The organism is Streptomyces sp. RLA123 (genome assembly GCF_056270165.1).
Map to the genome: position 1 here is coordinate 4395097 of NZ_JBWDOR010000003.1, position 24960 is coordinate 4420056.

At 72.1% G+C, this 24960-nt stretch carries 23 protein-coding genes and 1 riboswitch; of the genes, 8 read left to right on the top strand and 15 right to left on the bottom strand.

Annotated features, from left to right (window positions below):
• Positions 1-332: 332 nt before the first annotated feature.
• Positions 333-878, bottom strand: a complete 546-nt coding sequence (locus RV983_RS20040; protein ID WP_475987131.1) for an FxLYD domain-containing protein — start codon at positions 876-878, stop codon at positions 333-335.
• A gap of 339 nt (positions 879-1217) precedes the next feature.
• Between RV983_RS20040 and RV983_RS20045 the strand changes: the two genes are divergently transcribed.
• Together RV983_RS20045 and RV983_RS20050 are read left to right on the top strand one after the other, a co-directional pair.
• Positions 1218-3371, top strand: a complete 2154-nt coding sequence (locus RV983_RS20045) for a hypothetical protein (RefSeq protein WP_475987132.1) — start codon at positions 1218-1220, stop codon at positions 3369-3371.
• A 214-nt stretch (positions 3372-3585) separates the two neighbouring features.
• Positions 3586-5628, top strand: coding sequence for a transglycosylase domain-containing protein (locus RV983_RS20050; RefSeq protein WP_475987133.1), 2043 nt, complete (start codon positions 3586-3588; stop codon positions 5626-5628).
• Positions 5629-5674: 46 nt separating this feature from the next.
• Here the strand turns inward: RV983_RS20050 and RV983_RS20055 are convergent, their stop codons facing one another.
• Positions 5675-6931, bottom strand: coding sequence for a polysaccharide deacetylase family protein (locus tag RV983_RS20055; RefSeq protein WP_475987134.1), 1257 nt, complete (start codon positions 6929-6931; stop codon positions 5675-5677).
• Positions 6932-7398: 467 nt separating this feature from the next.
• On the opposite strand from RV983_RS20055, the gene RV983_RS20060 reads away from it, so the two are divergent.
• On the top strand, positions 7399-9846 hold the full coding sequence (locus RV983_RS20060; protein ID WP_475987135.1) for an endonuclease/exonuclease/phosphatase family protein: 2448 nt from the start codon (positions 7399-7401) through the stop codon (positions 9844-9846).
• Between the two features lie 58 nt (positions 9847-9904).
• On the opposite strand, the gene RV983_RS20065 is transcribed toward RV983_RS20060, so the two are convergent.
• The 3 genes from RV983_RS20065 to RV983_RS20075 all read right to left on the bottom strand — a co-directional run bounded on the left by RV983_RS20065 (position 9905) and on the right by RV983_RS20075 (position 11723).
• A complete protein-coding gene (locus RV983_RS20065) occupies positions 9905-10789 on the bottom strand; it encodes a helix-turn-helix domain-containing protein (RefSeq protein WP_475987136.1) in 885 nt (294 codons plus the stop codon).
• A gap of 110 nt (positions 10790-10899) precedes the next feature.
• Complete coding sequence (locus RV983_RS20070; RefSeq protein ID WP_475987137.1) at positions 10900-11517, bottom strand: hypothetical protein; 618 nt, start codon at positions 11515-11517, stop codon at positions 10900-10902.
• Between the two features lie 35 nt (positions 11518-11552).
• The gene (locus RV983_RS20075; protein WP_475987138.1) at positions 11553-11723 is read right to left on the bottom strand and encodes a hypothetical protein; all 171 of its coding nucleotides are present in this window, start codon (positions 11721-11723) and stop codon (positions 11553-11555) included.
• Between the two features lie 792 nt (positions 11724-12515).
• Positions 12516-12654: riboswitch (cyclic di-AMP (ydaO/yuaA leader) on the top strand.
• Between the two features lie 11 nt (positions 12655-12665).
• Here RV983_RS20075 and RV983_RS20080 point away from each other — a divergent pair.
• The gene (locus RV983_RS20080; protein ID WP_475987139.1) at positions 12666-13961 is read left to right on the top strand and encodes a M23 family metallopeptidase; all 1296 of its coding nucleotides are present in this window, start codon (positions 12666-12668) and stop codon (positions 13959-13961) included.
• Between the two features lie 91 nt (positions 13962-14052).
• On the opposite strand, the gene RV983_RS20085 is transcribed toward RV983_RS20080, so the two are convergent.
• Together RV983_RS20085 and RV983_RS20090 are read right to left on the bottom strand one after the other, a co-directional pair.
• Complete coding sequence (locus RV983_RS20085; protein WP_475987140.1) at positions 14053-14334, bottom strand: hypothetical protein; 282 nt, start codon at positions 14332-14334, stop codon at positions 14053-14055.
• Positions 14335-14449: 115 nt separating this feature from the next.
• Positions 14450-15211: a DUF6227 family protein gene (locus tag RV983_RS20090; protein ID WP_475987141.1), complete on the bottom strand. Its 762-nt coding sequence runs from the start codon at positions 15209-15211 to the stop codon at positions 14450-14452.
• 169 nt (positions 15212-15380) lie between these two features.
• Here RV983_RS20090 and RV983_RS20095 point away from each other — a divergent pair, with 169 nt between their 5' ends.
• On the top strand, positions 15381-16259 hold the full coding sequence (locus tag RV983_RS20095; RefSeq protein ID WP_475987142.1) for a PfkB family carbohydrate kinase: 879 nt from the start codon (positions 15381-15383) through the stop codon (positions 16257-16259).
• A gap of 24 nt (positions 16260-16283) precedes the next feature.
• Here the strand turns inward: RV983_RS20095 and RV983_RS20100 are convergent, their stop codons facing one another.
• From RV983_RS20100 to RV983_RS20110, 3 genes are all read right to left on the bottom strand, one after another.
• Positions 16284-16508 carry a hypothetical protein gene (locus tag RV983_RS20100; protein WP_475987143.1) on the bottom strand — a complete coding sequence of 75 codons (225 nt, stop codon included), beginning with the start codon at positions 16506-16508 and terminating at the stop codon, positions 16284-16286.
• Between the two features lie 152 nt (positions 16509-16660).
• Positions 16661-16846, bottom strand: a complete 186-nt coding sequence (locus RV983_RS20105) for a hypothetical protein (RefSeq protein ID WP_475987144.1) — start codon at positions 16844-16846, stop codon at positions 16661-16663.
• 75 nt (positions 16847-16921) lie between these two features.
• Positions 16922-17401, bottom strand: coding sequence for a hypothetical protein (locus RV983_RS20110; protein ID WP_475987145.1), 480 nt, complete (start codon positions 17399-17401; stop codon positions 16922-16924).
• Positions 17402-17666: 265 nt separating this feature from the next.
• Here RV983_RS20110 and RV983_RS20115 point away from each other — a divergent pair, with 265 nt between their 5' ends.
• The 3 genes from RV983_RS20115 (at position 17667) to RV983_RS20125 (ending at position 18791) form a co-directional block, all read left to right on the top strand.
• Complete coding sequence (locus RV983_RS20115; RefSeq protein WP_475987146.1) at positions 17667-18059, top strand: very short patch repair endonuclease; 393 nt, start codon at positions 17667-17669, stop codon at positions 18057-18059.
• 101 nt (positions 18060-18160) lie between these two features.
• The gene (locus RV983_RS20120) at positions 18161-18544 is read left to right on the top strand and encodes a hypothetical protein (protein ID WP_475987147.1); all 384 of its coding nucleotides are present in this window, start codon (positions 18161-18163) and stop codon (positions 18542-18544) included.
• Between the two features lie 25 nt (positions 18545-18569).
• Entirely contained in the window at positions 18570-18791 is a 222-nt protein-coding gene (locus RV983_RS20125) for a DUF2277 domain-containing protein (protein WP_360900586.1), read from the top strand.
• A gap of 182 nt (positions 18792-18973) precedes the next feature.
• On the opposite strand, the gene RV983_RS20130 is transcribed toward RV983_RS20125, so the two are convergent.
• The 5 genes from RV983_RS20130 to trmB all read right to left on the bottom strand — a co-directional run bounded on the left by RV983_RS20130 (position 18974) and on the right by trmB (position 24951).
• Positions 18974-21007 (bottom strand): DUF6114 domain-containing protein, encoded by a 2034-nt coding sequence (locus tag RV983_RS20130; RefSeq protein ID WP_475987148.1) that lies wholly within the window; start codon positions 21005-21007, stop codon positions 18974-18976.
• 14 nt (positions 21008-21021) lie between these two features.
• Positions 21022-21642 (bottom strand): DUF6230 family protein, encoded by a 621-nt coding sequence (locus RV983_RS20135; RefSeq protein WP_475987149.1) that lies wholly within the window; start codon positions 21640-21642, stop codon positions 21022-21024.
• A 98-nt stretch (positions 21643-21740) separates the two neighbouring features.
• Complete coding sequence (locus tag RV983_RS20140; RefSeq protein WP_475987150.1) at positions 21741-22208, bottom strand: DUF6230 family protein; 468 nt, start codon at positions 22206-22208, stop codon at positions 21741-21743.
• Between the two features lie 283 nt (positions 22209-22491).
• On the bottom strand, positions 22492-24084 hold the full coding sequence (locus RV983_RS20145) for a PrsW family intramembrane metalloprotease (protein WP_475987151.1): 1593 nt from the start codon (positions 24082-24084) through the stop codon (positions 22492-22494).
• 114 nt (positions 24085-24198) lie between these two features.
• Positions 24199-24951 carry a tRNA (guanosine(46)-N7)-methyltransferase TrmB gene (trmB, locus tag RV983_RS20150; RefSeq protein ID WP_475987152.1) on the bottom strand — a complete coding sequence of 251 codons (753 nt, stop codon included), beginning with the start codon at positions 24949-24951 and terminating at the stop codon, positions 24199-24201.
• Positions 24952-24960 lie beyond the last annotated feature (9 nt).

The following is a 24960-nucleotide window of genomic DNA, read 5'->3' on the forward strand; positions in this document are numbered from 1 at the left end:
GCGGGACAATAGAAGCGCAGGTCAGCCCCCGTGCGGATCCCCCCAGTTGCGTGAACGATGCGTGAACTGAGGTCCCGGCGGGACTCAGAATTACCGGAGTCCCCCGGAGAGCGAGACTCGCCGACCTGCGGTTCCTGGAGCCTCCCGGAGTAGCCGGAGTGCGCTGGAGTGAAACCCCAGGACTTTTAATCCATTGGTTGTGGGTTCGAGTCCCACACGGCCTACCCGCAGGCGGTCGGTCTCGCCGCCGCTGTCCTGCGTGAATGCGGCCCCACTGGTTTTCGCCGGTGGGGCCGCAGCCCGTTTTCCGGGCGCGGGGGCAGGCGGCCCGTTCAGGAGGCGTAGCGCGTCACCTCGGTCACCCGGCACGTCACCTTCCCCGTGACCTCCGCCGCGCCCTGCGCCTGCTCCTCGGCGATCTGGCCCGGGCGCAGGTTGTTCGTCGCGGCGAAACCCTCGCCGATCCGCGTGCCCTTCGCGTCGACGAACTCGACCTGCACCATGTAGTTCGACGTCTTCGAGCTGCGGTTGGTGATGGTGAGCTTCGCGCTCGGCCACGTGGTGAAGGCCTCGATCTCGCACGCGGTGAGCTTCACGTCGCCCGTCGGGCCCGTCGCTTCCCGCGTGCTGTCGTCGTCGTTCCCCGCGGGTGCGTCGGTCGATGCCCTGCCGGCCCCAGGCTTGGGGTCGTCACCACCACCACCACCACCGCCGCTCGCCGCGACCGCGACGATCCCGATGAGGACGAACAGAAGCACGATGCCGAGGCATCCGAATCCGATGATCTTCCCCGCGGCGGACTTCCGGGGCGCCGGGGGCGGTGCGGCCCATCCCGGCTGCGGGGGTCCGGACGGCGGCGGGTACTGAGGCTGCGACATTGTGTCCCCCTGAGTCTTGGTGCGTGTGGGGGCAAACGTCTCAGAGCGGCGCATGCACGGGCATGTCGCCATGAACCCGGTGACAGGGCCGTGACCCAATGGGGACGGATCGCTCACCGTCGGGCGTACGGGACGGATTGCCCGTCCTGCGGCGGCAGTTCGCACGGGCGTACCGACTGGGCCCGGGTCCGGGGCGCAGGCCGGGTTCCGTAACGGACGGGGCGTGTGCGCCGGGGTGGAGCGCGCCCGTATCGTGGGGCAACCGCGAGCGCCGCCGCGCGGCTCGTCCCGCCACGCTTGCGCCGACGCCCATCGCACTTGCCAGGAACCGGACCTCATATGACCGCACCCTCCTTGCACAGCTCCGCCGACCTCGCCACCCTCAGCCCCGAACTCCGGGACGACCTGCGTGGGTACGCGGACCTCGGCGGCTTCACGCTGACCGCCGCCACCCACGCCTGGTACGCCGCCGCGGAGACCATCGGCGGCCCCGAGGAGGCGCGCGCCGCCTCCACCGTTCTCACGGAACTGCGCGTCCGTGACCTGCCCGCGGTCGTCAGGGCCGCGAGCCGCATCGGCGAGGGCACGGACTTCGACGCCCCCGCCACCGTGGAGGAGACCGAACGGATCGTCGCGCTGCTGCTGCGCGTGCGGTCCACGCTGCGGACGCTGAGCGCCGAGGCGTACGGGCTGTCCGACGACGACCTCGACGACCTGATCGCCGCCACCGCGAACGGCGCGTGGCGCCGCGAGCGCGGCCTCAAGCTGTCCTGGCTGCGCCGCCGCGCCCCCGGCAAGCGGGCGCGCGCCCTCGCCTCCGGACGGGCCCGGCGCGACGCCCTCCACGCCGCGCTGACCGCGACCTCCGCCGACCGCGCCGAGTGGGCCGCCCTCGAGGTCCCCGGCCGCCCGGCCCTCCCCGCCGACGCGGACTTCCTCGACGAGGGCGCCCGCGCGTCGCAGGCGGCCGTCGAGGGCTTGCGCGAACTCGGCCGCCTGCTGGGATCGGAGGGCGGCCTCGAGGCCCTCCCCTTCGCCGAACTGACCGGCCTCCTCGAGCGTCTTGCTGCGGACGAGGGCACCCTGTTCCGCCTCCCCACCCTCCGTGCCACCCGTGACCGCCTCACGGAGGGCGGCCTCACCGGCCTTCTTGCGGAGCTCACGGAGCACCGCACCGACCCCGCCGCCCTCACGGGCCTCCTGGGCGAGCCCGCGGCTGCCGGCACAGCGTCCGTCCCCGCGCCCCGTCCGTCGGCGGATGCGGATGCGGATGCCGGGGCTGAGGTTGAGCCGGAGGGCGTGGTCGAGCCTGAGGCCCTTGCCCCGGTGGAGCCCGAGCCGACGGCGGAAGCCCCCGAGCCGGAGGCGGCACCCGCGGACGACGTTGAGGCGGCCGAGCCGGAGACTGCTCCTGAGACGCCGCACGACGCGCCCGAGGCCGTCGCCGAGCCGGAGACTGTGGTCGCGGCGGAGGTTGAGCCGGAGGGCGTGGTCGAGCCTGAGGCCCTTGCCCCGGTGGAGCCCGAGCCGACGGCGGAAGCCCCCGAGCCGGAGGCGGCACCCGCGGACGACGTTGAGGCGGCCGAGCCGGAGACTGCTCCTGAGACGCCGCACGACGCGCCCGAGGCCGTCGCCGAGCCGGAGATTGTGGTCCCGGCGAAGGTTGAGCCGGAGGCTGCGGTTCCGGCAGAGGCTGAGGTCGAGTCTGCGGCGGAGGCTTCCGAGCCGGAGGCTGTGGCCCAGGAGGTCGAGCCCGAGGCTGTGGCCCCGGAAGCCGAGCCCGAGGCCGTGGTCCCGGCGGAGCCCGAGGTTGAGGAGGCATCCCCCTCCGAGCCGGAGACTGAGGCCGTGACCTCTGCGGAGCCCGAGCCCGAGCCCGAGCCGGAGACGGCGGCGGAGGGTGCAGAAGCGGAGGCCGAGCCCGAGGCCACGGCCCCGGTGGAGCCGGAGCCCGAGCCTGCGGCGGCGGAGGTTGCTGAGTCGGAGGCTGAGGTGGAGTCCGCGGCTGAGGTGGAGTCCGCGGCGGAGGTGGAGTCCGCGGCGGAGGCTTCCGAGCCGGAGCCCCGGATTGCTGAGTCGGAGGCTGTGGCCCCGGAAGCCGAGCCCGAGCCCGAGCCCGAGCCCGAGGCCACGGCCCCGGTGGAGCGGGAGCCTGAGCCGGAGGCAGAAGCCCCCGCCCCGGCACCCGTTGCCGAGCCCGAGGCCCCGCAGCCCGTGGCTTCGGCGGAGCCCGAGGCGGCGGCCTCGGGAGCGTCCGAGGCCGGGGTGGGCGGCCAGGTGCGGCCGGCGAAGCCGGCGATCGTCGCGGGGAAGGCCGTGACGGCCTACGCGCCGGAGGAGTTGGCCGCGCTCGTACGGTGGCTCGACACGGACGGCGTCGAGCGCACGGACGACGAGTTGCTCCGTGCGGCGATGAAGGAACTCGGGTTCGCCCGGCTCGGGCCGCGTATCAAGGAGGCGCTGGGCGCGGCGGTCGCCGCGGCGCGGGCCTGACCGCGGCGCGAGGGCGAGTCGCGGCGGCGTATGCCGCAACACCGTGGGGGCACTTTCCGGCCAGGGAAAGTGCCCCCACGGGCGTTTTCCGGACGGGACGTGCGCGAAGAGCGTGCCTTCGTCGTACACGCGTTTGTGCGATGTACGTTCGTTCCCAGGGGGCAGAGCCGAAGACCGCGGGAAGCAGCGCGCCCCGATGCGCGCGGGGGGACCCATGAACAGATACCGCGTGAAGCTGCCGAGGCGCCGGAAGGCGGCGACGGAACGGCCGTTGATCCTGGCGGACGCGAGGGGCTCGCTGCCGCAGGTGAAGGCCGCGCGCCGTGTCGCGTTCCGGGTGCGCCCGGCGTATCCGCGTCCCGGGCGGACGGGGATGCGCCGTTGGGTGCCCTCATGGCGGCAGGTCCTGGGGCTGGTGCTGTTCGGCCTGTCCGGGATCTCCACCGTGGTGGGCGTGGCCTACGCGGCCACGGACATACCGAAGCGCCTCAACGACTTCGCCACTCAGCAGGACAACATCTACTACTGGGCCGACGGATCCGAGATGGCGAGGACCGGGCCGGTCAACCGTCAGGACATGCCGCTGGACACCATCCCGGAGAAAGTCCAGTGGGCGGTGCTGTCCGCGGAGAACGCCACCTTCTACAACGACTCGGGCGTCTCGATGAGCGGCATCGGCCGCGCCGCGCTGAACATGGCGGGCGGTGGTGACACGCAGGGCGGTTCCACGATCACCCAGCAGTACGTGAAGAACGCCTATCTCAACCAGAACCAGACCTTCACCCGTAAGTTCTCCGAGGTCTTCATCGCGATCAAGCTCGACAAGAAGATGAGCAAGCGCGAGATCCTGCAGCGATATCTGAACACCAGCTGGTTCGGCCGCGGTGCCTACGGCATCGAGCGGGCCTCCTGGGCGTACTACGGCAAGGACGCCTCGGAACTGACGCCGAGCGAGGGCGCGTTCATCGCCTCCCTGCTCAAGGGGGCCGGCCTCTACGATCCGGCGGTGAGCAAGGCCAACCACAAGCGGGCCGTGGCGCGGTGGAGCTGGACACTGGACCGGATGGTGGAGACCGGCCACCTGTCGCGGAGGGAGCGCGCCTCCTACCGCACCTTCCCCGAGCCGCACGAGCCGCCCAGGTCGGTCGGTCTGGACGGGCAGACGGGCTATCTCGTGGACACGGCGCGGGCCTACGTCAGCGCCCACTCGCCCATCTCGGACCAGGAGTTCGACCTCGGCGGCTACCAGGTGCACACCACCTTCGAGAAGCCGAGGGTGACCGCGTTGGCGGCGGCGGTGAAGAAGGAGCTGAAGGCGGTCCCGGGCACGGTCCACGTGCGGGCCGGGGCGGCCTCGGTGACCACCGGCGGGCGCATCGTGGCGCTGTACGGGGGGCCGGGCTATCTGGAGCAGGGCTTCAACGACGCCAACATCGCCATCGTTCCGTCGGGCACGACCTTCATGCCCTTCGTGCTGGCCTCGGGTATGGAGAACGGTGTCCTGAAGCAGCGCGGCGAGGACCGCACACCGGTCGACGGTTCGACTCTCTACGACGGCGACGACAAGGTGACGATCCGCACCCCGGAAGGGCCGTACTGGGACCGGGGCGGACGGGTGGTGAAGGGCGCCAACGACGCGGGACGTTCCTGGGGGCAGATCTCCCTGCGGGACGCACTGGCCAATTCCGTCAACACCCCCTTCGTGCAGCTCGGCATGGACGTGGGGCTGGACCGGGTGACGGCGACCGCGATCCGCGCGGGCATGCTGGGCACCAGCATGGGTGCGCGGGTACCGGCGTTCTCGCTCGGCAACTCCACACCGAGTCCGATCCGCGTGGCGAGTGCGTACGGGACCTTCGCCGACGGGGGCGTCCACATCGAGCCGTTCTCCGTGGACCGGATCAACCGGCACGGCGCGGTGGTCTTCCGGCAGGCGGCCGAGGGCACGCGCGTGCTGGCGGAGAGGACCGCGGCGACGGTGACCGAGGGGCTGCGCGACTCGGTCGACCACGGTGCGGGGCATGCCGCCGCGGCGGCCGGCCCGGGCGCCGCCGGGAAACCGGGCGTCGCGGAGGACGAGTGGATCGGTGGCCCCGTCGCCTCCTGGTTCGCGGGCTATCGCGGCGAGGTGTCGACGGCGGTGGCGTTCTTCCGGGTGGACCCGAAGAAGCAGGAGCTGGTCGAGCTGAAGGGCCCCGGGGTCTCCCTGATCAGCCCGACGCGGGTGTGGACGCGGGTCATGTCCGGCGAGGGGTGAGCCCGCACGGGCCCGGGGCGGGCCGGCCCGGCGGCGGCCCCGCGTGTCACTTCAGGTACGTCGTCCAGTCCGGTGCCTGGGCGGGGTCGAGGAGCCGCAGTTTGTTCAGCACCTCGGGGTCCTGGGCGTCCATCCAGTCCGCGAGCTCCTTGAAGGAGACACAGCGCACGTCCCTGCGGACGCAGACGTTGCGCATGACGTCCTCCACGGCCTTCATGTACACCCCGCCGTTCCACGTCTCGAAGTGGTTGCCTATGAACAGCGGGGCGCGGCTTCCGTTGTAGACGCGCTGGAAGCCGTTGAGGTAGCCCTGGCGGGTCTTGCGCTCCCACTTCGGGTACAGGGCGGGGTCGCCCTCGGTGCTGTCGCCCGACTGGTTGGCGAGGAAGTTGAAGTCCATGGACAGCACCTGGAAGTCGCTGTCGGCGTAGGGCACGAGCTGCAGAGGGAAGTCCCAGATGCCGTTCTTCTTCGCGGGCCAGATCTGGAAGTCGCCGGGGGAACTGGCGTCGTACCGCCAGCCGAAGTCCTTCGCGGCCTTCAGCAGGTTCTTCTGGCCCTCCAGGCAGGGGGCGCGGCCGCCGACGACGTCCTTGGCGTAGTCGAAGGGGAGCGGGTCGATGTCGGTGTAACCCGTGTGGGTCTTCCAGCGCTCCACGAAGGAGTAGGCCTGCCTGATCTCGCTCTTCCACTCCGCGACACTCCAGTCGCCGCCGCCCTTGGCGCCGCAGAAGTGCCCGTTGAAGTGGGTGCCGATCTCGTCGCCGTCCTCCCAGGCGCCGCGCAGCTGCTCCAGGGTCTGCCTGATGTGCTCGTCGGTGGGGAAGGAGATGGCGGCGCTGCCGACGCCGTGCTGCGGAGGGTGGTACAGCGCCCGCTTCGACTCCGGCACCAGGTAGATACCGGTGAGGAAGAAGCTCATGTGGGCGTGCGTGTCCTGGGCCACCCTCCGGAAGTGGGAGAAGAGGTGGTCCTCGTTCTGCAGGGCGCCGTCCCAGGAGAAGACGACGAACTGCGGCGGCTTCTCTCCGGGTTCGAGCTTCTTGGGTTCGAGCTGGCCGGGCTGCGGGCCGGTGTAGGCGGTGGAGCCGTCGCCGATGACCCGGGTCTTGCCGTCCCAGGGCTTCGCGGTCTTCTCGGCGCGGTCTCTGGTCCTGTCGATCGTGGGGTGCTCCGCCGCGTCAGCGGGCGTCGTGCCCTCGGTGGTCTCCGGCGCCCGGCCCACCCCGGAGAGCCCGAGCACCAGGGCGGTGACGGCCCCCACAGCGGTGAGCACGGCTATTCCGCGTCCGGTTTTCACCATGTCAGCACGACCGCCTCACACCCCGAACCGCACGCCCGTAAGAGCCTTACGACTTACTGACTACGCATAAGGGCGGTGAGGTTGCGTCACACACGTCACATGCGTCACAGGCGTCACCTTCTTCGCGTCGAGCTCGGGGATCGCGGGCCTGGGGTCTGCTCCTCCACCGGACGCCGCGGCGCGGCTGCCGGTCCGGCTCCGTCCGAGCGGCGCTGCCGCCCACGCGTTCCGCAGGGATAGTGGCCGATCGGGGCCCCCGCGCCTGAACACCTCGCGCCGGCCGTCGGACGGCCGGGTCATGTCCGTAGGTCTGTCCGCGCGTTCGGTGTCGTGATCGAATTGGGGGGCGACTTCCAGATTTCACCGGACCTACCTTGTCTTGCCCGTTTCTACGCGCGTAACTTAAGGCGATCCGCTGCGCGTTGGCCCGAATCCGTCGGGCCGGCGGCCGTTGAAGGAGAACCCTCGTGCCGATCGCAAGACCGAGCCGGTCCCGCAGCCGCACCGCGGCCTTCGCTCTCATATCGACGGGAATCGCCACTTCCGTCGCCCTGACCGGACTCCCCGCCGCCCACGCGGCTCCGTCCTCGTCCGCGGTCGTCGCCGAGGTCTACGGCGGTGGCGGCAACTCGGGCGCGACGCTGACCAACGACTTCGTCGAGCTCGCGAACGCCGGGACCACCGCGTACAGCCTCTCCGGCTACAGCGTGCAGTACCTGCCCGGTTCGCCCTCCGCCTCCTCCAAGTGGGGCGTGACGCCGCTGACCGGGTCCATCGCCCCCGGCGGCCACTTCCTGGTCTCCGAGGCCGCGGGCACCGGCGGTACGACCGCCCTCCCGGCCGCCGACGCCGGCGGCAACATCGCGATGAGCGGGACCACCGGCACCATCGCCCTGGTCTCCGGCACCACCCCGCTGACCTGCCTCACCGCCGCGGACTGCACCGCCGACACGCGCATCGTGGACGTGGTCGGCTACGGCACCGCCACCGTCCGCGAGGGCAGCCCGGTCACCGGCGCGAGCAACACCGCTTCCGTGTCGCGCGCTTCCTCCCTGGCCGACACCGACAACAACGCGGCCGACCTGACCGCCGGCAACCCGAGCCCGGTCAACTCCGCAGGCCAGACCCCCGGCGGCCCCGGCGGCGACCCGGGCGACCCCGGTGACGGCGGTCCGGCGGAGCCCGGCGCCACTCGTGTCCACGACATCCAGGGCACCACCCGGGTCTCCCCGCTCAAGGGCCAGACCGTCACCAACGTGCCCGGCATCGTCACCGGCGTGCGCACCACCGGCTCCAAGGGCTACTGGATCCAGGATGCCGACGCCGACGCCGATCCGCGTACCAGCGAGGCCGTCTTCGTCTACACCGGCTCCGCCAACCCGACCGTCGCGGTCGGCGACAAGGTGCTGGTGACCGGCAAGGTCTCCGAGTACTACCCGGGCACCGGCACGCAGTCGCTCACCGAGATCACCGGGCCGACCGCCGCCGTGCTCTCCAGCGGCAACACCCTGCCCGCCGCGGTCCGCCTCGACCAGACCACCGTCCCGAACGCCTACGGGCCGGACGCCGCCGGTGGCAGCATCGAGAACCTGCCGCTCCAGCCGGACGTCTTCGCCCTGGACTTCTACGAGGCCCACGAGGGTGAGCTCGCCCGCTTCACCGGCGGCCGGGTCGTCGGCGGTACCAACGAGTACGGCGAGGTGTGGCTGACGCTGAAGCCGAACGAGAACCCCTCCGAGCGCGGAGGCACCGTCTACGGCTCGTACGCGCAGCCCAACACCGGCCGTATCAAGGTGATGTCGCTGAACAGCGGCGCCCCGGTCCCGGCCGCGAACGTCGGCGACACCTTCACCGGCGACACGGCAGGCCTCATCGACTACGACAGCTTCGGCGGCTACAACCTCCAGGCCACCACCGTGGGCACCCGGGTCGACTCGGGCCTGAAGCGCGAGGTCACCCGCAAGCAGAAGGACGCCGAGCTCGCGGTCGCCACGTACAACGTGGAGAACCTCGACCCGTCCGACCCGGCCGACAAGTTCGCGCGGCTCGCCGAGGGCGTCGTCACCAACCTGTCCTCGCCCGACATCGTGGCGCTGGAGGAGATCCAGGACAACAACGGCGCCGTCGACAACGGCACCGTCGCGGCCGACCAGACCGTGCGCAAGTTCATCGACGCGATCGTCGCCGCCGGCGGCCCGCGCTACGACTGGCGCTCGATCGACCCGACGAACGACACCGACGGCGGTGAGCCCGGCGGCAACATCCGCCAGGTCTTCCTGTTCAACCCCGACCGCGTGGAGTTCAAGGACCGTCCGGGTGGCGACGCTTCCACCTCGGTCGCGCCCGTGGAGACCAAGAAGGGCGTCCGGCTCTCGGTCTCGCCCGGCCGGATCGACCCCACGAGCACGGCGTGGAGCAGCAGCCGCAAGCCGCTGGTCGGCGAGTTCGAGTTCAACGACAAGCAGGTCATCGTCGTCGCGAACCACTTCAACTCCAAGGGCGGCGACGAGCCCCTGCACGGCAAGAACCAGCAGCCCAACCGCTCCTCCGAGGCTCAGCGCAAGCAGCAGGCCACCGAGGTCAACTCGTTCGTGAAGTCGCTGCTGGACGTCGACAAGAACGCGCGCGTCGTGGTCCTCGGCGACCTCAACGACTACGAGTTCTCCGACGCCCTGTCCACGCTGACCTCGGGCGGTGTGCTGAACGACCTGCTCACCACCCTCCCGGCCGAGCAGCGCTACACCTACGTGTACGAGGGCAACTCCCAGTCCCTCGACCACATCCTGCTCAGCCCCGACCTGCGGCGCTTCGACTACGACGTCGTGCACATCAACGCCGAGTTCGCCGACCAGGCCAGCGACCACGACCCGCAGATCGTCCGGATGCGCCTGAGCGGCGCCCAGGCCGACGACTGACGGTCGCGTCATCACGCGGAAGGGGGCGGTGCCGGCGGGCACCGCCCCCTTCCGCGTGTCAGCGGTGGTCGCGCTCGTGGTGCGGGACGCCGTTGCGGAGTGCCTCGTCGCCGGTCCAGGTGGCCAGCAGCTGAAGCGCGGCCTCGGAGGACGAGCCGGGCTCCGCGGTGTGGATGCACATGGCCTGGTCGGCGTCGGCGGGGAAGACGACGTTCTCGTAGGCGAGCGTCAGGTCGCCCACGACCGGGTGGTGGTAGTGCTGCACGCCATGGGTCCGCTCCCGGACCCCCTGGTCGGCCCACCAGTCGCGGAACTCGGTGCTCTTTATGGTCAGTTCGCCGACCAGCTCGGTCAGTCCCGGGTCGTCGGGGTACCGCGCGGCCTGCGCCCGCAGGGCGCCGACGAGTTCCGCGGCGTAGGCCGCCCACTGCCGGTACAGGTCCCGCGCGGCCCCGTCGAGGAACAGGAAGCGCGCCAGGTTGCGGTCCCGGTGCGGGAGCGCGTCGAAGTCGGTGATCAGCGCGCGGGCGAGCCGGTTGGAGGCCAGTACGTCACCGTGCCGTCCCAGCACCAGGGCCGGCGAGCGGCCCTCCAGCAGGTCGAGCACGCGGTGCACCTCGGGACGGACCCGCTGCGGCCGGTGCGGCGGGCGGCGGGCGGCGCGGCGCGGCCGCGCCAGCTCGAAGAGGTTCGCCCGTTCGCCCGCGTCCAGGCGCAGGGCCCGGGCCACGGCGTCCAGCACCGCGTCGGAGACATTCTGGTGCCGGCCCTGCTCCAAACGGGTGTAGTAGTCGGTGCTCACGCCGGCGAGCCGCGCCAGCTCCTCGCGCCGCAGCCCCGGCACCCTGCGCGCCGTGCCGCTGACCGCCACCCCCGCGTCCTGAGGGCTCAGCCGCGCCCTGCGGGTCCGCAGGAACTCCCTGAGCTCGGCGTTGTGCTCCATGTCCTCCAGTATGGGCGGCCGGTCATACCCGCGCCCGGCCCCGCGTCCCCGCCCAGGTCGCGGGCTCGCGGGGGCGGCGGGCAGGACGGCGCGACACCCCCGGGAGGGGTCTAGGCGCCTTCCTCCAGGTGGCGGAGGCGTTCCTGGAAGTGGTCGAGGCGGGCGCGCAGGGCCGCGGCCTCGGCGGCGAGCTCCTGGCGCAGCGGAGGAGTGCCGGCGGGCTGCGGGGCCTCGCCGGTGACGTTGACGCCGGGGCCGGCGAGGCGGCCGAAGTCCGCCGGGTGCAGTACCCGCAGGCCCGCCGTGCAGACGTGGCAGCCGGCCTGGAGCGCCCGCCAGCCCGGCAGGCCCGTACCATCGCGCACGAAGACCCGCGCCGGGCGGCCGCAGCGGCAGGCCGCCATGCGGACGGTGCGCACCCGCTGCCGGGCATAGCGCATGCCGCGTTCGTAGCGGGTGTACGCGCCCAGCACGCTGACCTGGAGGATCACCGCGTCGCCGCAGTCCGTGGCGCAGGTGAGCGCCTGCGCCTCGGCGGCCGTGTGCAGGCAGTAGAAGCCGCAGTCGCAGCCCCGGGCCGGGCTGGGGTGCCGCCTCCCGTAGCCGCACCGGGCATCGTCCAGGACGTCGTACACGATGCGCCCGCCGAGGGAGACGCCCCGGAAGCCGACGCGCGTACCGTCCGCGGAGAGCATCGGGAACGCCAGCTTCCAGCCTGTCGGCGGCACTGCCGGCCGCTCCTCCGGCAAGCGGCGTCCGTACCTCACCGGACCGCGGCCTCGGCGCTCTCGGGCTCCTGCGTCGCCGTGACGTCCGTCGCCGGGGCCGTCCGGGCCGTCACGGCCGTCGCGACGTCGATCTCCTTCGCGACACCGGGCTGCTCGTCGCCGGTCTCCTCCGCGTAGCCCTTGGCCAGTGCCTTGCCCAGCTTCATGCGAGCCTCCAAGATCGGGCGAATCCGCCGTACTCGGGCATGATGACGCACCCGCGCGGCCGTCGCACAGGGGGCGTGGAGGCCCCGGGCGCCCGGGACCCGGCTCCGGCCGAGCCTCCCGAGCCGTCCCGTGAGGGCGGGCGGCGGCTGGGGCAACGATGCGGCCGTGCCGCTGTGGATGACGGCACATCAGCGTCCGTTGAGTCCTCAGGGTCCGCCGCGGCGACCGGAATTGCCCTGCTTTCAGAGGGGTTTCCATGTCATCGTGCGGCAAGCACGCGGCGTCGGGTGGTGTCAATGGTGACGAGCGTCACGGCCCCCGTCGTGGGGCACGTGGGGCCCCGGGGGGTCGCGGTGCCGAAACCTTCACCGCCGTCGCCGGCCGCCCGGCCCCTCCATGGCGTGCGCCGCGCTCCGCCGGGAGCCCGTACGGCGGCCCCCGCCGAGCCTCTTCTGCTCGCCGCCAGTGGCGTGAAGTGCACCGCAGTCCCTCGCCGGGCGGTGGTGCGGACCTTGCCGCGCGTTGTCTCGGCGCCCGCCGGGAACGGGTGTTGGGCGGCCGGGGTCCGGGGTGACCTTCACTCCTCGTGAGCAGAGCGCTCCCTTCCGCATAACGACTGATGCACACTCACATCTCTCGTTGGTCACGGCAGTCACAGCGGAATGCGACGATCTGCCCGGTAAATCCCCATAGATTCCCGGTGTGAACTCGCCGAAGCGGCTTGGAATTGGGTGCCGCCTCTATTAACGTTCGATAACGCAGCGCGGTCACCCGTCGCCCGCCAGGGCGGCGCCGTGCGCTTGCCGAATCCCGTCCGCGGGAACCGGGGAACCACTTCCTGGGGTGAATCGGGGGCCGTCACGGCCCTCGTAGGAGACCTTCCTGCTCCGAACCCGTCAGCTAACCCGGTAGGCGAGAAGGAAGGAAAGGAGCGCGCCCGCGTGGCGTCGAACGAGCCTGCCCTGATACCCGGACAACTACGACAAGAGGCCGGGTACACCAACCCCGAGTGGGACACCGCAGAGTGGAACATGGCCGCCGGGTGGAATCCCCCGGCCGCCGAGCAGGCTCCGCCGAAGAAGAACGCGATAGACGGCTGGGACACCGCGGAGTGGAACTTCGCCGCGGGCTGGGTCGAGGAAGCACTCGCCGCGGCTCCCGCGCCGGTCACCGGACCCGTAGCGCCGTTCACGCCCGTCGCTCCCGTGCCCGAGCCGCGCAGCGCGGTCGAGTCCGCGGCCTTCGTCGACGAGGCGTTCGGCACCCATGAAGCCGACGCGGCCCACGACGCGGCCACCCCGGACGCGTACGCCGCGCAGCCCCTGTCCCCGTTCGGCGAGCCGGAGCCGGCCACCGAACCGTGGAACCCCACCGAGGAGTCCACCGCGCCCGTCCGCGGCCGGCACCGGGTGGCCAAGCAGCGCACGCTGGGCCGCGGTTCGGCGGTCTTCGGCGTCGCGGCAGTGGCCGTACTCGGCGTCGGCGGTGTCGCGACCGCCGAGGGCAAGAGCCCGCTCCCCGTCTCCCTCCCCAACCTGCCCGAGGTGTCCAAGGTCCCCGGGATCGGCACCCTGCTGGACGACGAGCCCGTTGCCAAGCCCGTTGCCGAGGCCCTGACCCCGAAGGCCGGCGAGGCGCTGCGCGCCCGGATCCTCGACCAGGCCCAGCAGCAGCGGAACGCCGCCGACACGGCCGCGCGAACCGCCGCGCAGCGGGAGGCCGCCGACAAGGCGGCCAAGGCCGCCGCCGCGCAGCAGGTACGCGTGGAGGCCGCGGCCAAGAAGCAGGCAGCCGAGGCCGCCGCGAAGAAGGCCGAGGCCGCCCGGCTGGCCGAGCTCGCCAAGAGCTACACCCTGCCGCTGACCTCGTACACGCTCACCGCGAGCTTCGGGCAGTCCAGCTCCCTGTGGGCCAACACCCACACCGGCCAGGACTTCGCCGCCCCGACCGGCACCCCGGCCAAGGCCATCCACGGCGGCACCGTCACCGAGGCCGGCTGGGCGGGTTCGTACGGCTACCGCATCATCCTGACCCTCGACGACGGCACCGAGCTCTGGTACTGCCACCTCTCCTCGATGCTGGTCACCTCGGGCAAGGTCTCCACCGGCGACACCATCGGCCGCGTCGGCGCGACCGGCAATGTCACCGGCCCGCACCTGCACATCGAGGTCCGCCCCGGCGGCGGCGACCCGATCGACCCGATGCCGTGGCTGCGCAGCATGGGCATGAAGCCCTGATCCGACGCGACGCTAGCGTCGTACGCACGGACCCCGGCGGCCTGGTGACACCCCCGACACCAGGCCGCCGGCCCGTTTGTGAGCCCGTGACCTACGGGACGAGGAAGTTGTAGAGCTCCGAGACCCGGGGCGGGCCGCTCGGTTCCGGGAACCCGGACTCCTTGGCCGCCGGCATCATGATCACGAGATAGGCCTCCAGCGCCTCGGCCGAATGCCACACGTTCACGATCCGCAGACCGTCGTTGGTGATCACTGCGGCGTGGGCCAGCAGCCCGGCGGGGGGATGTTCGGGGCCGAATCCGGCGCGGTGATTGGCCTCCTCGTACTGCAGGGCCGTCACGCCCGGGAACTCGACCTCCGCCAGGACCGTCATGGGAACCTCCCGTTTCCCTCTACGCCCAATTTCCCCCGGCTGCGGAGCGCCCGCAACGGGAGATGGCCGCGCGCCCGGGGGACGCGCGGCGCCACGGCCGGGGCCGGGAGAGGCGCTACAGCGCCTCCATCCGTACGTCCGCCGAGTCGCAGGCCACCGTCTCGTCCGCGTAGACCTCGCACACCGGCCGCCCGTCGGGCGTCATGGTGTGCTCGACCTCCCACAGGCTGAGCTCCTCGCCGCCGGCGAGGAGGAACGCGTGCTCGTACAGCGTCCAGCCCACCACGCGGCCGGTCCCGATACGGGTGTGCCGGCCGGTGACGTACGCGATGTCGTGACCGACCGCGGAGCCGAGCCGCGCCCGCAGCTCATCGCAGGGAGCGTCGCTGTTCTCGGCGCGCCGCAGCACCCGCCAGGCGTGCTCCGCGGAGTCCTCCCGCTCGTACTGCCTCGGGCCGGGCACCGGCTCCGCCCCGAACCGCGGCAGCCGGGCCAGCCACTCCGCGGCCTCCGCTTCCAGCTCCTGCGGCGCGGGCTCGCCGAAACGCAGGTCGATCACGTGCTGCGCGGCGATCAGCACCTCGGGGTCGGCGTACACCTCGTACAGCGGGTCGTCGCCGGGGCCGGTGTTGTGCTCGATCTCCCACAGCACCTGGGTGCCGCCGTCGGCGAGCAGGAACGTGTGGCGCAGCGTGCGCCGGCTCAGCCGCCGCGGCGGCCCTTTGCGCTGGCGGAAGGACGCCAGCTCCGTGCAGCCCATCAGCGCGGTCTCCAGCCGCTCGAGCACGACGTCGTCGATCTCGAACGCGTTCTGTGCCCGCGTCAGCACCACCTCGACGTCCGCCGGACCTGCCCCACCTGGTCGCGCGTTCCCCATGCGGTCCTCCTGCTTACGGCATTCCCCGCGCACCATTGCTGCGCACACAGCGTAGTGGTCCGTGAGCACTCCGCGTCGGGGGTACGGGAAAAATGGTGCACCCCCACCCGTAGGAGGCGCGTAAACGGGATGGCTCCCCTCCCGTACCCCTCGATGCCACTATGCGCCCATGCGCGCGCTCTTCGTAGGCCTCTGCACACTTGACGTCATCACGCGGGTCGACCACGTCCCCGCACCCAACGAGAAGCTGACCGCCTCGGCCCAGCTCATCGCGGCCGGCGGGCCCGCCACCAACGCCGCGGCGACCTTCGCGCACCTCGGGGGCGAGGCCGTCCTGCTCACCGCCTTCGGCGGGCATCCGCTGTCCGCGGCGATCGACGAGGACCTCGCGGCGCTCGGCGTCGCCGTCCTCAATCTGACCGCGGACTCCCCGGTGCCGCCGGCCGTCTCCACGATCCTGGTCACCGCGTCCACGGGCGACCGGGCCGTCGCCTCCATGAACGCCACCGCGCCGCCTGGAACGTCCCCGCCGTCACCCCCGGGCGATCTCCAGGCGCTCGTCGCCTCCGCCGACCTCGCCCTGGTCGACGCCCACCATCCGGCCCTGGCCCTCCCGGCGGTCCGGTACGGCCGCGCCGAGGGCATCCCCACCCTGCTCGACGCCGGCAGCTGGCGCCCGGGCACGGCGTCCCTGCTCCCCTACATCGACATCGCCGTCTGCTCCGCGGACTTCCGCCCGCCGGGCACGTCGTCCCCCGCCGACGTCCTGGCCTTCCTCCGCGGCGCCGGCGTCCGCTGGCCGATCATCACCCGCGGCCCTCTCCCCGTCCTGTGGCAGGACGGCGAAGTCCCCGTCCCCGCCCTCACCACCGTCGCCGACACCCTGGGCGCCGGCGACATCTTCCACGGCGCCCTCGCCCACGCCCTCCTCGCCCACGTCCCCACCCGCCTCACCCCCGCCCTCCTCACCACGATCCTCCGCTCCGCGGCAGAAACCGCGTCCCGCTCCTGCGCCTCTTTCGGCACACGAGCCTGGATGCAGGCATAAGACCGGGCGGCCGGGCCGTCCTGCCTACGACCTGCCGCTGCGCCGCCCCGCGAATCCCACGAAGATCGCCGCCGCCACCCCCAGGACCGCCCATCCCACGGCGGTCTCCGACAGCGACGTCTGCGTGTGCTTCGGCAGCAGCGACAGCCCGCCCAGCACGACGAACATCGCGCACACGTAGCTGCCTCCCGCCGCCAGCAGCCACCGCATCAACCGTCCCTGCCGCGTGTTCGACGACTTGTCGCTCATGGGGATTCCGCCTTGCTCCGTGACCTTGCCAGGCACCGGGACTTTCCCGTCAGTGCTTCAACGCCCGCCCACAGTCCCCGACACGGGCTCCGGGCGTCCCCAAATCACGGGTGTTGCGCATGGGGTGGAGGTGAATGCGGTATTTCCTGGACTTAGTTGCGTTCCTGAGCGCGGTCGCGGGACGAGGTCCACCACAGGACGACCGTGCTGAGCGTCACGCCGGCGATGAGGACGATCCATCCGACGGCGGCATCGGAGAGCGAATCCTGCACACCGCTCGGGAGCAATGCCAGGCACAGCGGTACGAAGATCGCTGCTACGACGAAACTTAGGGTCACGGCCAGGAGCCAGCGCACCAACCTGCTGCGTAGGGCGCTCTGAAATGCATTACTCATTGTGCTGCTCCTGGCCTGCTAGTCGATGATGTTGTGGCACTGCGTCCCGCGCCTGGTCCCTCCCGCGACGAAGTCGGCGCAGGCCTTTCCGTAGTGCTTCAACGTCCGTCGCGTCGTGTCGATGCGGCCTAGCGAGCTCACGTACGCGCACTTGGGGTGCTCAGGGCCCCGACTCGTGAGATAGGTGCGGCCATCCGTGTCGGAGTAGCGCCAGTCGATGCGCCAGTTACACCACCGGCCGCCCGCTGTGTCTCCGCCGAGGGTGTCCTGAATGGACGCCTCCTGACGTGTGATGGTGCGGCCCGAACCTTGGATGAAGTGCCCGATGGTGGTGGCCGGAACGCAAATCTGGGTTCCCTTCATGTCGAAGCAGTAGCCTGCGACCTTCCCGTAGCCAATTGCCGAGGCTGACGCAGGTGAGGCCGACGTCACGAACAGGGCGGTCGCGCTGGTGATGGTCACCGCAATCTGCCGCGCTACGGCGTTCGCTCGCTCCATGGGGACTCCTCCGATGTTCTTGAACTGCAGATGCACCGGAAACGGGAGGAGTGGATCACGGGGTACGTGATGTTGCAGGGCGGTGACACAAGGTCGCCCCGAGGAGTGGTGCAGGAACCTTCAAGCGGCAGTTCTGCAACAAGATCTCGGGCGAGGATTAGCCGCCTGGCGCTTCATCGGCCCGGCGCATATGCAGGGTTGGCGGCGCAGCCATACTGGAACCATGCCCCCGATAGCAGCATCGTCACCGGGCGTCGCGGCGCGCATGAGCCGGCAGACCTCTCGCGACACGGCTCAGGAACTGGCCGTTCGCCGGATACTGCACGGCAGTGGTCTGCGCTATCGGGTGCATGTCCCCGTTCCGGGTATGCCGCGCAGGAGCATCGACATCGCGTTCGGCAAGCTGAAGGTCGCGGTTTTTCTCGACGGGTGCTTCTGGCACGGTTGTCCGCTGCACGCTACGAGTCCGCGCTCGAACGCCGAATGGTGGCGAGCGAAGCTCGACAGGAACATGGCACGTGACCGTGAGACCACGGCCCATTTGGGCGCGGCCGGGTGGACGGTCCTGAGGTTCTGGGAGCACGAACTGCCCGAAGATGTGGCACATCGGGTCGCCGGCGCAGTGGCGGCCGGGCGGATGTCCCGAGGCGCGTCCTGATGTGACCTGTCGGGTCTCGTCGCTGAATCGTGGTCCGCAGGGCAGGGTGAATACCCTTTTCGCAGCGGGCGCGTCGCGCCACGCGGGCGCAGCATGGGCGCATGAGTGCGAGCGAGACCCCGGTCACCGATGGGTTCGAGAAGGCGCTGGACGCGTTGCGGCGGGCGCCGTACGGGGTGGGGGACGAGGCGTTGTGGGAGGTGGAGGGGAGCGCGCTGAGGGAGGCGCGCACGCATTTGGAGGCGTGGGAGCGGCTGGTCCGGGGGCTGGAGGCGGGGCGGCAGACGGAGCGGGGGGAACTGGGGTGCAGGGACGGGGTGGCCGGGCTGGTGCGGAAGCTGCCGGGGCCGGTGGCGGAGGTGTACGGGGAGGCGCTGGGGGAGGTCGACGGCCGGTACATGGAGCTGACGGCGGAGGACGACGACGCGCCGGGCGGCGGGGGCGGCTGGTGGTGGGGCCGGCGGCCGCGAGCGGGGTGGGTGTGACAGTGGGGCCGGGCACACTGGTCGTATGTGCCGAAGCATCAAGACGCTGCGTCCGCCGATGACGACCGACGTCAGTGAAGAGGACATCAGGGCGGCCGCCCTGCAGTACGTGCGGAAGATCTCCGGGTTCCGGGCGCCGGCGGCGCACAACCGGGAGGTCTTCGAGGAGGCCGTGGACGCGGTGACCGCGGCCACGCGGGAGTTGCTGGCCGGGATCGAGGTGCGGGGGCAGCAGGCCTCTGCCTAGCGGCTGCGCGGTGGCGAGGGCGTGTCATCCGGAGCGTGTGGGCGATTTCGATAGGTTGTCGCCTGCTTGCATCCGTCTGTCCGTCCAACGCTCCACTGGGGTATGCCATGTCCGTTGTCCGCAAGGCCCTCGTCGTCACCGCGCTCACCGCCCTCCTGCTGGCGAGCGCGGTCGTCTGCCAGTCAGTGGCCGGGGAGTGACACGTACTGGTGCAGCCCCGGGATCGTGAGCCGGTTCGCCTGCAGCATTTGGTTGTAGGTCACGACCTGCGTGAAGAACAGCGGGATCGGGATCGTCAGCCCCGGCGGCAGCGGGGGCGGCATGTCCGGGGTGAAGGTGACGGGCAGCAGGCCGAGGAGGTTGCCGCTCAGCACCCGGGTCAGCAGGACGACCGGACGGCCGGTGGCCGTCGTGGTGTTCCAGGGGCGGCCGTCGGTCTCCAGTTCGCCCTGGCAGGGCGCCCAGGGCGCGGGTTCGGGTGCGACGTGGCCGATGCCCGGCAGGCCGATGTCCAGCAGCGGCAGCGCGAGGCCGGGCAGCCCGTGGAAGGGCGGCGTCCAGTTCTCGCCGCGGCCGCGGGCGCAGGCCGGTGAGAGCAGGCCGGCGGTCTGGCGCAGGTTCGCGATGTCGACCCGCCAGGCGGTGAAGACCAGCACGCGTTCGGGGCCGTGCCGCGTGGGGACGCCCGTGATGCCGCGGTACGTCAGCCCGGTCAGCACCAGCAGCGGGGTCTGCACCCGGAACGGCCGCTCGGCGGCGAGACCCGTCCCGCGGTAGCGCCCGGCGCCGATGGACAGTTCCAGCGAGACCTGCGGCAGGCACCAGGGGGAGCCCGGCGCGCTGCCTCCGATGCGGATGCGTGGTGGGAGCAGCGACATCGGCGCGTCCATGCCGCGATCGGAGGGCAGCCGGGGCACGATCAGGTCCAGCAGGCTGTCCGGGGCGATCGTGTTGCCGGACAGAATGCCGGCCGGGACGTGCGGCGGCTGCGGCCTCCTCTTCCCCGGGCCGCTGCCGCGGGCCTCCCGTCCGCGCTGCGGCGCCGCGCGCCGGGGGATCTCCTCCGCGCGCGGCGCGGGCGGCGTGGAGGGCGCCGCATGGCGCAGCCCCAGCAGGTCCGACACCGCCCCGAGCAGTCCGCCGCCACCCGACGACGGGGACGACGACGGGGACGCCGGCGGCGCTGACGACGCGGACGGCGGGTACGCGGAGGGCGCGGGCCCTGTAGCCGCCCGGCGCTGCGACGGCACCGGGGCGACGGGAGCCACCGGCGCGGCCCTCGGTGACGGGCCGATGTCCGGCTTCCCGTGCACCGGCACGGGTGCCTCGATCCCGACGCCGAGGTGCAGGCCCGCCCGGACCTCCTTGGCCGTGCCGGTGCCGTGCACGGTGGGACGGCGTGCGTGGTAGAGCCCGTCCAGGACGCCGCAGATCGCCTCGTGCGCGCGCCGGGCGGCCTCCGCCCCGGACGGCGGCCCGTCGGCGGTGCGGTGGTCGTGCGCGGAGGTCGGCGCCACCGGCTGAAGCCCGCCGGCGAGCAGTGCGCCGCCCACCGGGATGACTCCCAGGGCCCGCAACCGTGTGACGGTGTGTGTGCGCGGCCGCGGCGTGCAGGCCACGGTGCCGGCCCGCAGGCTGCGGCTGGTCCCCGGCTGCGGCTCGGCGGGGGGCGCGGCGGGCGGTACGGCAGGAGGTGCGGGCGGCGGCTCCGGCACATCGCCCCCCGGTGCGCCCGATCCCCCCGGTGCGTCCGGTCCTTCCGATTCCCCCGGGGTCTCCGGATCGCCCGCCGGACCCGCTCCGCCCCCGCCGCCCCAGTCCGGCGCCGGCCGTCCCCGTCCCCAGCGGCCGTTCCCGTCGCCGTACGGCACCCAGCTGACGGCCATCGCGCCGCCCATCACCCCGAGCAGGAAGCCGATCATGAAGCCGCCGAAGTTCGACAGCACCAGGGAGGCGACGGAGAAGACCAGGGTGGCGATGCCCGCGAACGTCCGGTAGTGCGGCGCGAACCACATCGTCAGGCCGAGGACGATCAGGAAGACGCCCATGAGGAGGCCGGAGACGCCCGCGATGCCCTCGTGGATCATGAGGGAGAGCGGCGCGAGCGGGATGGAGAGGATCTCCAGGCCCGCGAGCAGGGTCCAGAAGCCGGCCCAGAAGGGCCGGGAACGGCGCCAGAAGCGGAAGCGGGACCGGACTTTCCTCGGCCGGATCAAGGCGGCGGGCCCCCTCAGAAGCAGGAGTGGTCGCCGCGCCGCACGATGAGGTGCAGGTCCGGCAGTCTGAACGTGGCCGCGCTGATGGAGCGCGTGGTCTGGCGCAGGTCGTCGATGGTGACGGACGAGGCCTGCTCGGCGAAGGTGCCGGGCGTGCCCTGCACACCGGGGACGCCGCGGACGGTGCCCGCGTCCTGGCCGATGTTGATGTCGCGGAAGACGACGTCGCCCCGCAGGTCGTGGGCGTTGGCGATGAGGCGGTCGGCGTGGGCGGGCGTCGAGGTGAGCCGGAGGGTGACGGGCCCCAGCAGCGGGACGTTCTGGACGACGGACTGGCACAGGTGATGGAGGGTGGCGGAACGGATGCCGGACAGCGCTTCGGGGTAGACCCCGTCGCGGCCGCGGTCGACGACGCCGAACTGGACGAAGCCGTCCCCTTCGAGGCGGGTGGCGGCGATCTGGAAGCTCTCGCCGGCGACCGGGAAGGAGGTGGCGGAGACCCCGAAGGACGTGGCCAGCGCGCCGGAGGCCATCGTCGCGACGAGAGCGCCCGCGGTGGCGAGCGTCGGCACCATGACGAGGGCGAGCCGCTTCCAGCTGGTGCGGCCCGAGGAGCGGGCGTCAGAGGTCTGCACGCCTGGTCAACCGTCGGACAGTCTGATCGGTGGCTCGGTGCGCGGGGGCAATCACTCCGACGGCGGTACGCGCTCGCCCATTCGGGTCAGAGCGCGTCTCAGAAGCAGGGTTGCGCGCCCTTCTTCACGGTCAGGTCCAGGTCGTTGAGCTGGAAGGTGGCGGCGCTGATCGAGTGAGTGGCCTGCCGCAGGTGGTCGATGCGGACGCTGTCGGACTGCTGCCCGAAGGCGCCGGGCGGGCCCTTGGCGCGGCCGTCGCCCGGCAGTTGGCCGGCGTCGGTGCCGATCTGGAGGGTGTGGAACGTCGCGTCACCGGCGAGGTCGTCCGTGTCGACGATCAGCTGGTCGGCATGGACGGGCCTGCTGCCGCCGCCGGCCTTGATCAGCACGGTGACCTTGCCGAGGCCGGGGACGGAGCTCACCACCGACTGGCACAGGTTGTGCAGTTCGGCGGAGCCGATCGCGGAGACGGCCACGGGGACGTCGCCGCCGGCGGAGGAGTCGGCGGAGGAGTCGGCGGCGAGGTACTGGGTGAACCCCGTGCCCTCCAGGGAGTCCGCGGCCACCTGGAAACTCCTGGCCGGACAGCGTGGCGGTCGTCGGCGATATCGCGAGTGAGACCGGTACCGCTCCGGCGCCTGTCCCGGCCGCGAGCACGGCCGATACGGCCAGGGTCGGGAGGAGGGCGATCGCCATCCGCTTCCAGCTGGTCCGGCCGGAAGGGCGGTGGCGGGGGCTGGGCGAGCTGCTGGAGCTGCTCGTGTCGGGGCTCACCTCGTCATCGCAACACCGGCCGCGGCCCCCGCAACAGCAGCCGGACGATGGCCACAGGGGCCCGGAGCCACGGGATCAGCGGTGGCGGCCGCCCTGTGAGTACGGATAGGGGCGCGGCTGCTGCCAGTACGGTGCCGGGGCCTGGGGCGGGGCCTGACCCTCCGGTGCGGCCTGCGGCGACTGCTGCGGCACCTGCTGTCCCCAGCCACCCGTCGCCCCGTAGGCGGCCGACCCCCACTGCGGAGCGCCCCACTGCTGCTGCGCCACCCACCCAGGGGCCGCCCACTGCGGGGCTCCCCACTGCGGAGCCCCGTAGGGCGCCGCTGCGTACGGGGCCGGAGGGCGCTGCCCCCAGGCGTACACGACCGGGAACGGGGGGCGGATGGTGTGGGCCGCATGGGTGAGTGCCGGCTGGGCGACGGCCTTGCGCTCCCACAGGTGGTGCAGCAGTTCCTGTTCCCGCGCGTGGAAGTCGGGACCGGTGGCGCCCCGGTTGGCGCGGGCCCGCAGGAAGGCCAGCGAGGTGGCGAAGGACACGTACTCGCGAACGGTTCGGGCGGCGGCCGCACCTTGTGCGCGGCGGGCGGCGGCACGGGCCACCGAGCGGCCCTTCATGGAGCCGATGGCAAGCGGCTCGGGCAGGGTCAGCCAGCCGGCCGTCGCGTAGAGCGGCAGTTGGGTGCGGATGGTCCTGAGCTCGTTGGAACGGGACCAGATCGCGAGCCAGATCAGCAGGCCGAACAGCGGGATCATCAGCGTCGCGTACACGGCGAGGAAGCCCAGCGGGCCGAACGAGGCGGAGCCGTTCCAGGTGCCGTGCAGCGTCATCGCGAGCAGCCAGCCGCCGATCGGGGCGAGCCGGCGGCGGGCCCGGCCCGGGCGGGCGGTCGCGGCGATGCCGAAGCCTATGCCGGTCAGCGAGGTGAAGAGCGGGTGGGCGAACGGGGTCATCACGATCCGGACCACGAACATCGCGGCGGTGGTGGGGCCGACGCCCCCGCCGCCCAGCGCCTGGTCCTCGGCGAAGCCCGAGCCGAGGTAGAGGATGTTCTCGGTGAAGGCGAAGCCGGTGGCGGTGAGCCCGGCTATGACGACTCCGTCGACGACGCCGGTGAAGTCACGGCGGCGGAAGAGGAAGAGCAGCAGGATCGCGGCGCCCTTGGCGCTCTCCTCCACGAAGGGGGCGACGAAGGTGGCGCCCCAGCTGTCGCTCTGCGCGGGGCTGGCGGTGAAGGTCGAGGCCAGCAGTTCGGTCGCGTACTCGTTGGCGAGGATGGCGACCAGCGTGGCGGCGCACGCGCCCCAGGCGAAGGCGAAGACGGCGTTCCGCAGCGGGGTGGGCTCGACCCGGTCGAGCCACAGGAAGGCGCCGCCGAGCAGCGGCACGGGCAGGATCGCGAGGACGAGACCGACAAGGAAGCCCTCGGTGCCGGTCTGCCGACGCACCAGGGCCAGGATGATCACTCCGCACAGCGCGAGCACCGAGAAGAGCACCACCAGGCGCAGTGTCCGGTTCTCCCAGAAGTGGCGGCGGGCCTTGTAGCGCCACTGGCCGGGCGCGGGCAGCGTGAAACTCGGTTCTTGCCGGCGTTCCTGGTACTCGGGGACGTCCGGGTGGGCCGCCGGGCCCTGCAGGGGCGAGTCGGGCGAATGCGAGTACGAGGACACCCATCGACCTTACGGGGGAGTGGTTGCGGCGTGCGACGGTGTTATGCACAACGTCACTGGTGAGCCACAACGATCGCCCCGTGCCCGCCGCACGTCAACAGGTGCTGTCAGCTGCTACCGGCGGGTGAAGAGCAGGTCGTTGACGACATGGCCCTTGGCGATGCCCTGCCGCTCGAACTTGGTCATCGGCCGGAATTCCGGGCGCGGCCGGGCGTAGCCCTCCCCATGGGCGTTGACGAGGTGCGGGTCGGCGGCGAGCACCTCGAGCATCTGCTCGGCGTACGGCTCCCAGTCGGTCGCGCAGTGCACGGTCGCGCCGGACCGCAGCCGTGAGACGGCCAGGGCCACGAACTCCGGCTGGATCATGCGGCGCTTGTGGTGCCGCGCCTTGGGCCAGGGATCGGGGAAGAAGACGCGCAGCCCGGCCAGTGAGCCGGGGGTGAGCATGTCGCGCAGCAGGATGACGGCGTCGCCGTTGGCGACCCGGATGTTGGACAGGCCGTTCCGCTCGGCGAGGCGGATGAGATTGCCCTGCCCGGGGGTGTGCACGTCCGCCGCGAGGATTCCGGTCCCCGGGTCGGCGGCGGCCATGGCCGCGGTGGCGTCGCCCATGCCGAAGCCGATCTCCAGGACCACCGGGCGGTCCGGGGCGAGGCGGGCCCCGGCGAAGAGTTCGCCGAGGTCCAGCGGGCTGCCGTCGATGTCGACGCCCCAGTCCGTCCAGTGCCGTTCCAGCGCCTCCTGCTGACCGTGGGTGACCCGGCCGCGACGGGGGTGGAAGGTGCGGATGCGCTGTTCGGTGTGCGCGTCCGGATGCGGGTGGGAGGCGGGGCCGCCCGGGAAGTGGGGGGTATGGGGCTTCGACATGATGCGTCG

Coding starts and splice junctions, on each gene's coding strand:
- RV983_RS20110 (WP_475987145.1), bottom strand. CDS start 17,401: ATGGAGCGAGCGAACGCCGTAGCGCGGCAGATTGCGGTGACCATCACC.
- RV983_RS20090 (WP_475987141.1), bottom strand. CDS start 15,211: ATGGGGAACGCGCGACCAGGTGGGGCAGGTCCGGCGGACGTCGAGGTG.
- RV983_RS20115 (WP_475987146.1), top strand. CDS start 17,667: ATGAGCCGGCAGACCTCTCGCGACACGGCTCAGGAACTGGCCGTTCGC.
- RV983_RS20050 (WP_475987133.1), top strand. CDS start 3,586: ATGAACAGATACCGCGTGAAGCTGCCGAGGCGCCGGAAGGCGGCGACG.
- RV983_RS20055 (WP_475987134.1), bottom strand. CDS start 6,931: ATGGTGAAAACCGGACGCGGAATAGCCGTGCTCACCGCTGTGGGGGCC.
- RV983_RS20085 (WP_475987140.1), bottom strand. CDS start 14,334: ATGACGGTCCTGGCGGAGGTCGAGTTCCCGGGCGTGACGGCCCTGCAG.
- trmB (WP_475987152.1), bottom strand. CDS start 24,951: ATGTCGAAGCCCCATACCCCCCACTTCCCGGGCGGCCCCGCCTCCCAC.
- RV983_RS20125 (WP_360900586.1), top strand. CDS start 18,570: ATGTGCCGAAGCATCAAGACGCTGCGTCCGCCGATGACGACCGACGTC.
- RV983_RS20075 (WP_475987138.1), bottom strand. CDS start 11,723: ATGAAGCTGGGCAAGGCACTGGCCAAGGGCTACGCGGAGGAGACCGGC.
- RV983_RS20045 (WP_475987132.1), top strand. CDS start 1,218: ATGACCGCACCCTCCTTGCACAGCTCCGCCGACCTCGCCACCCTCAGC.
- RV983_RS20095 (WP_475987142.1), top strand. CDS start 15,381: ATGCGCGCGCTCTTCGTAGGCCTCTGCACACTTGACGTCATCACGCGG.
- RV983_RS20120 (WP_475987147.1), top strand. CDS start 18,161: ATGAGTGCGAGCGAGACCCCGGTCACCGATGGGTTCGAGAAGGCGCTG.
- RV983_RS20040 (WP_475987131.1), bottom strand. CDS start 878: ATGTCGCAGCCTCAGTACCCGCCGCCGTCCGGACCCCCGCAGCCGGGA.
- RV983_RS20100 (WP_475987143.1), bottom strand. CDS start 16,508: ATGAGCGACAAGTCGTCGAACACGCGGCAGGGACGGTTGATGCGGTGG.
- RV983_RS20065 (WP_475987136.1), bottom strand. CDS start 10,789: ATGGAGCACAACGCCGAGCTCAGGGAGTTCCTGCGGACCCGCAGGGCG.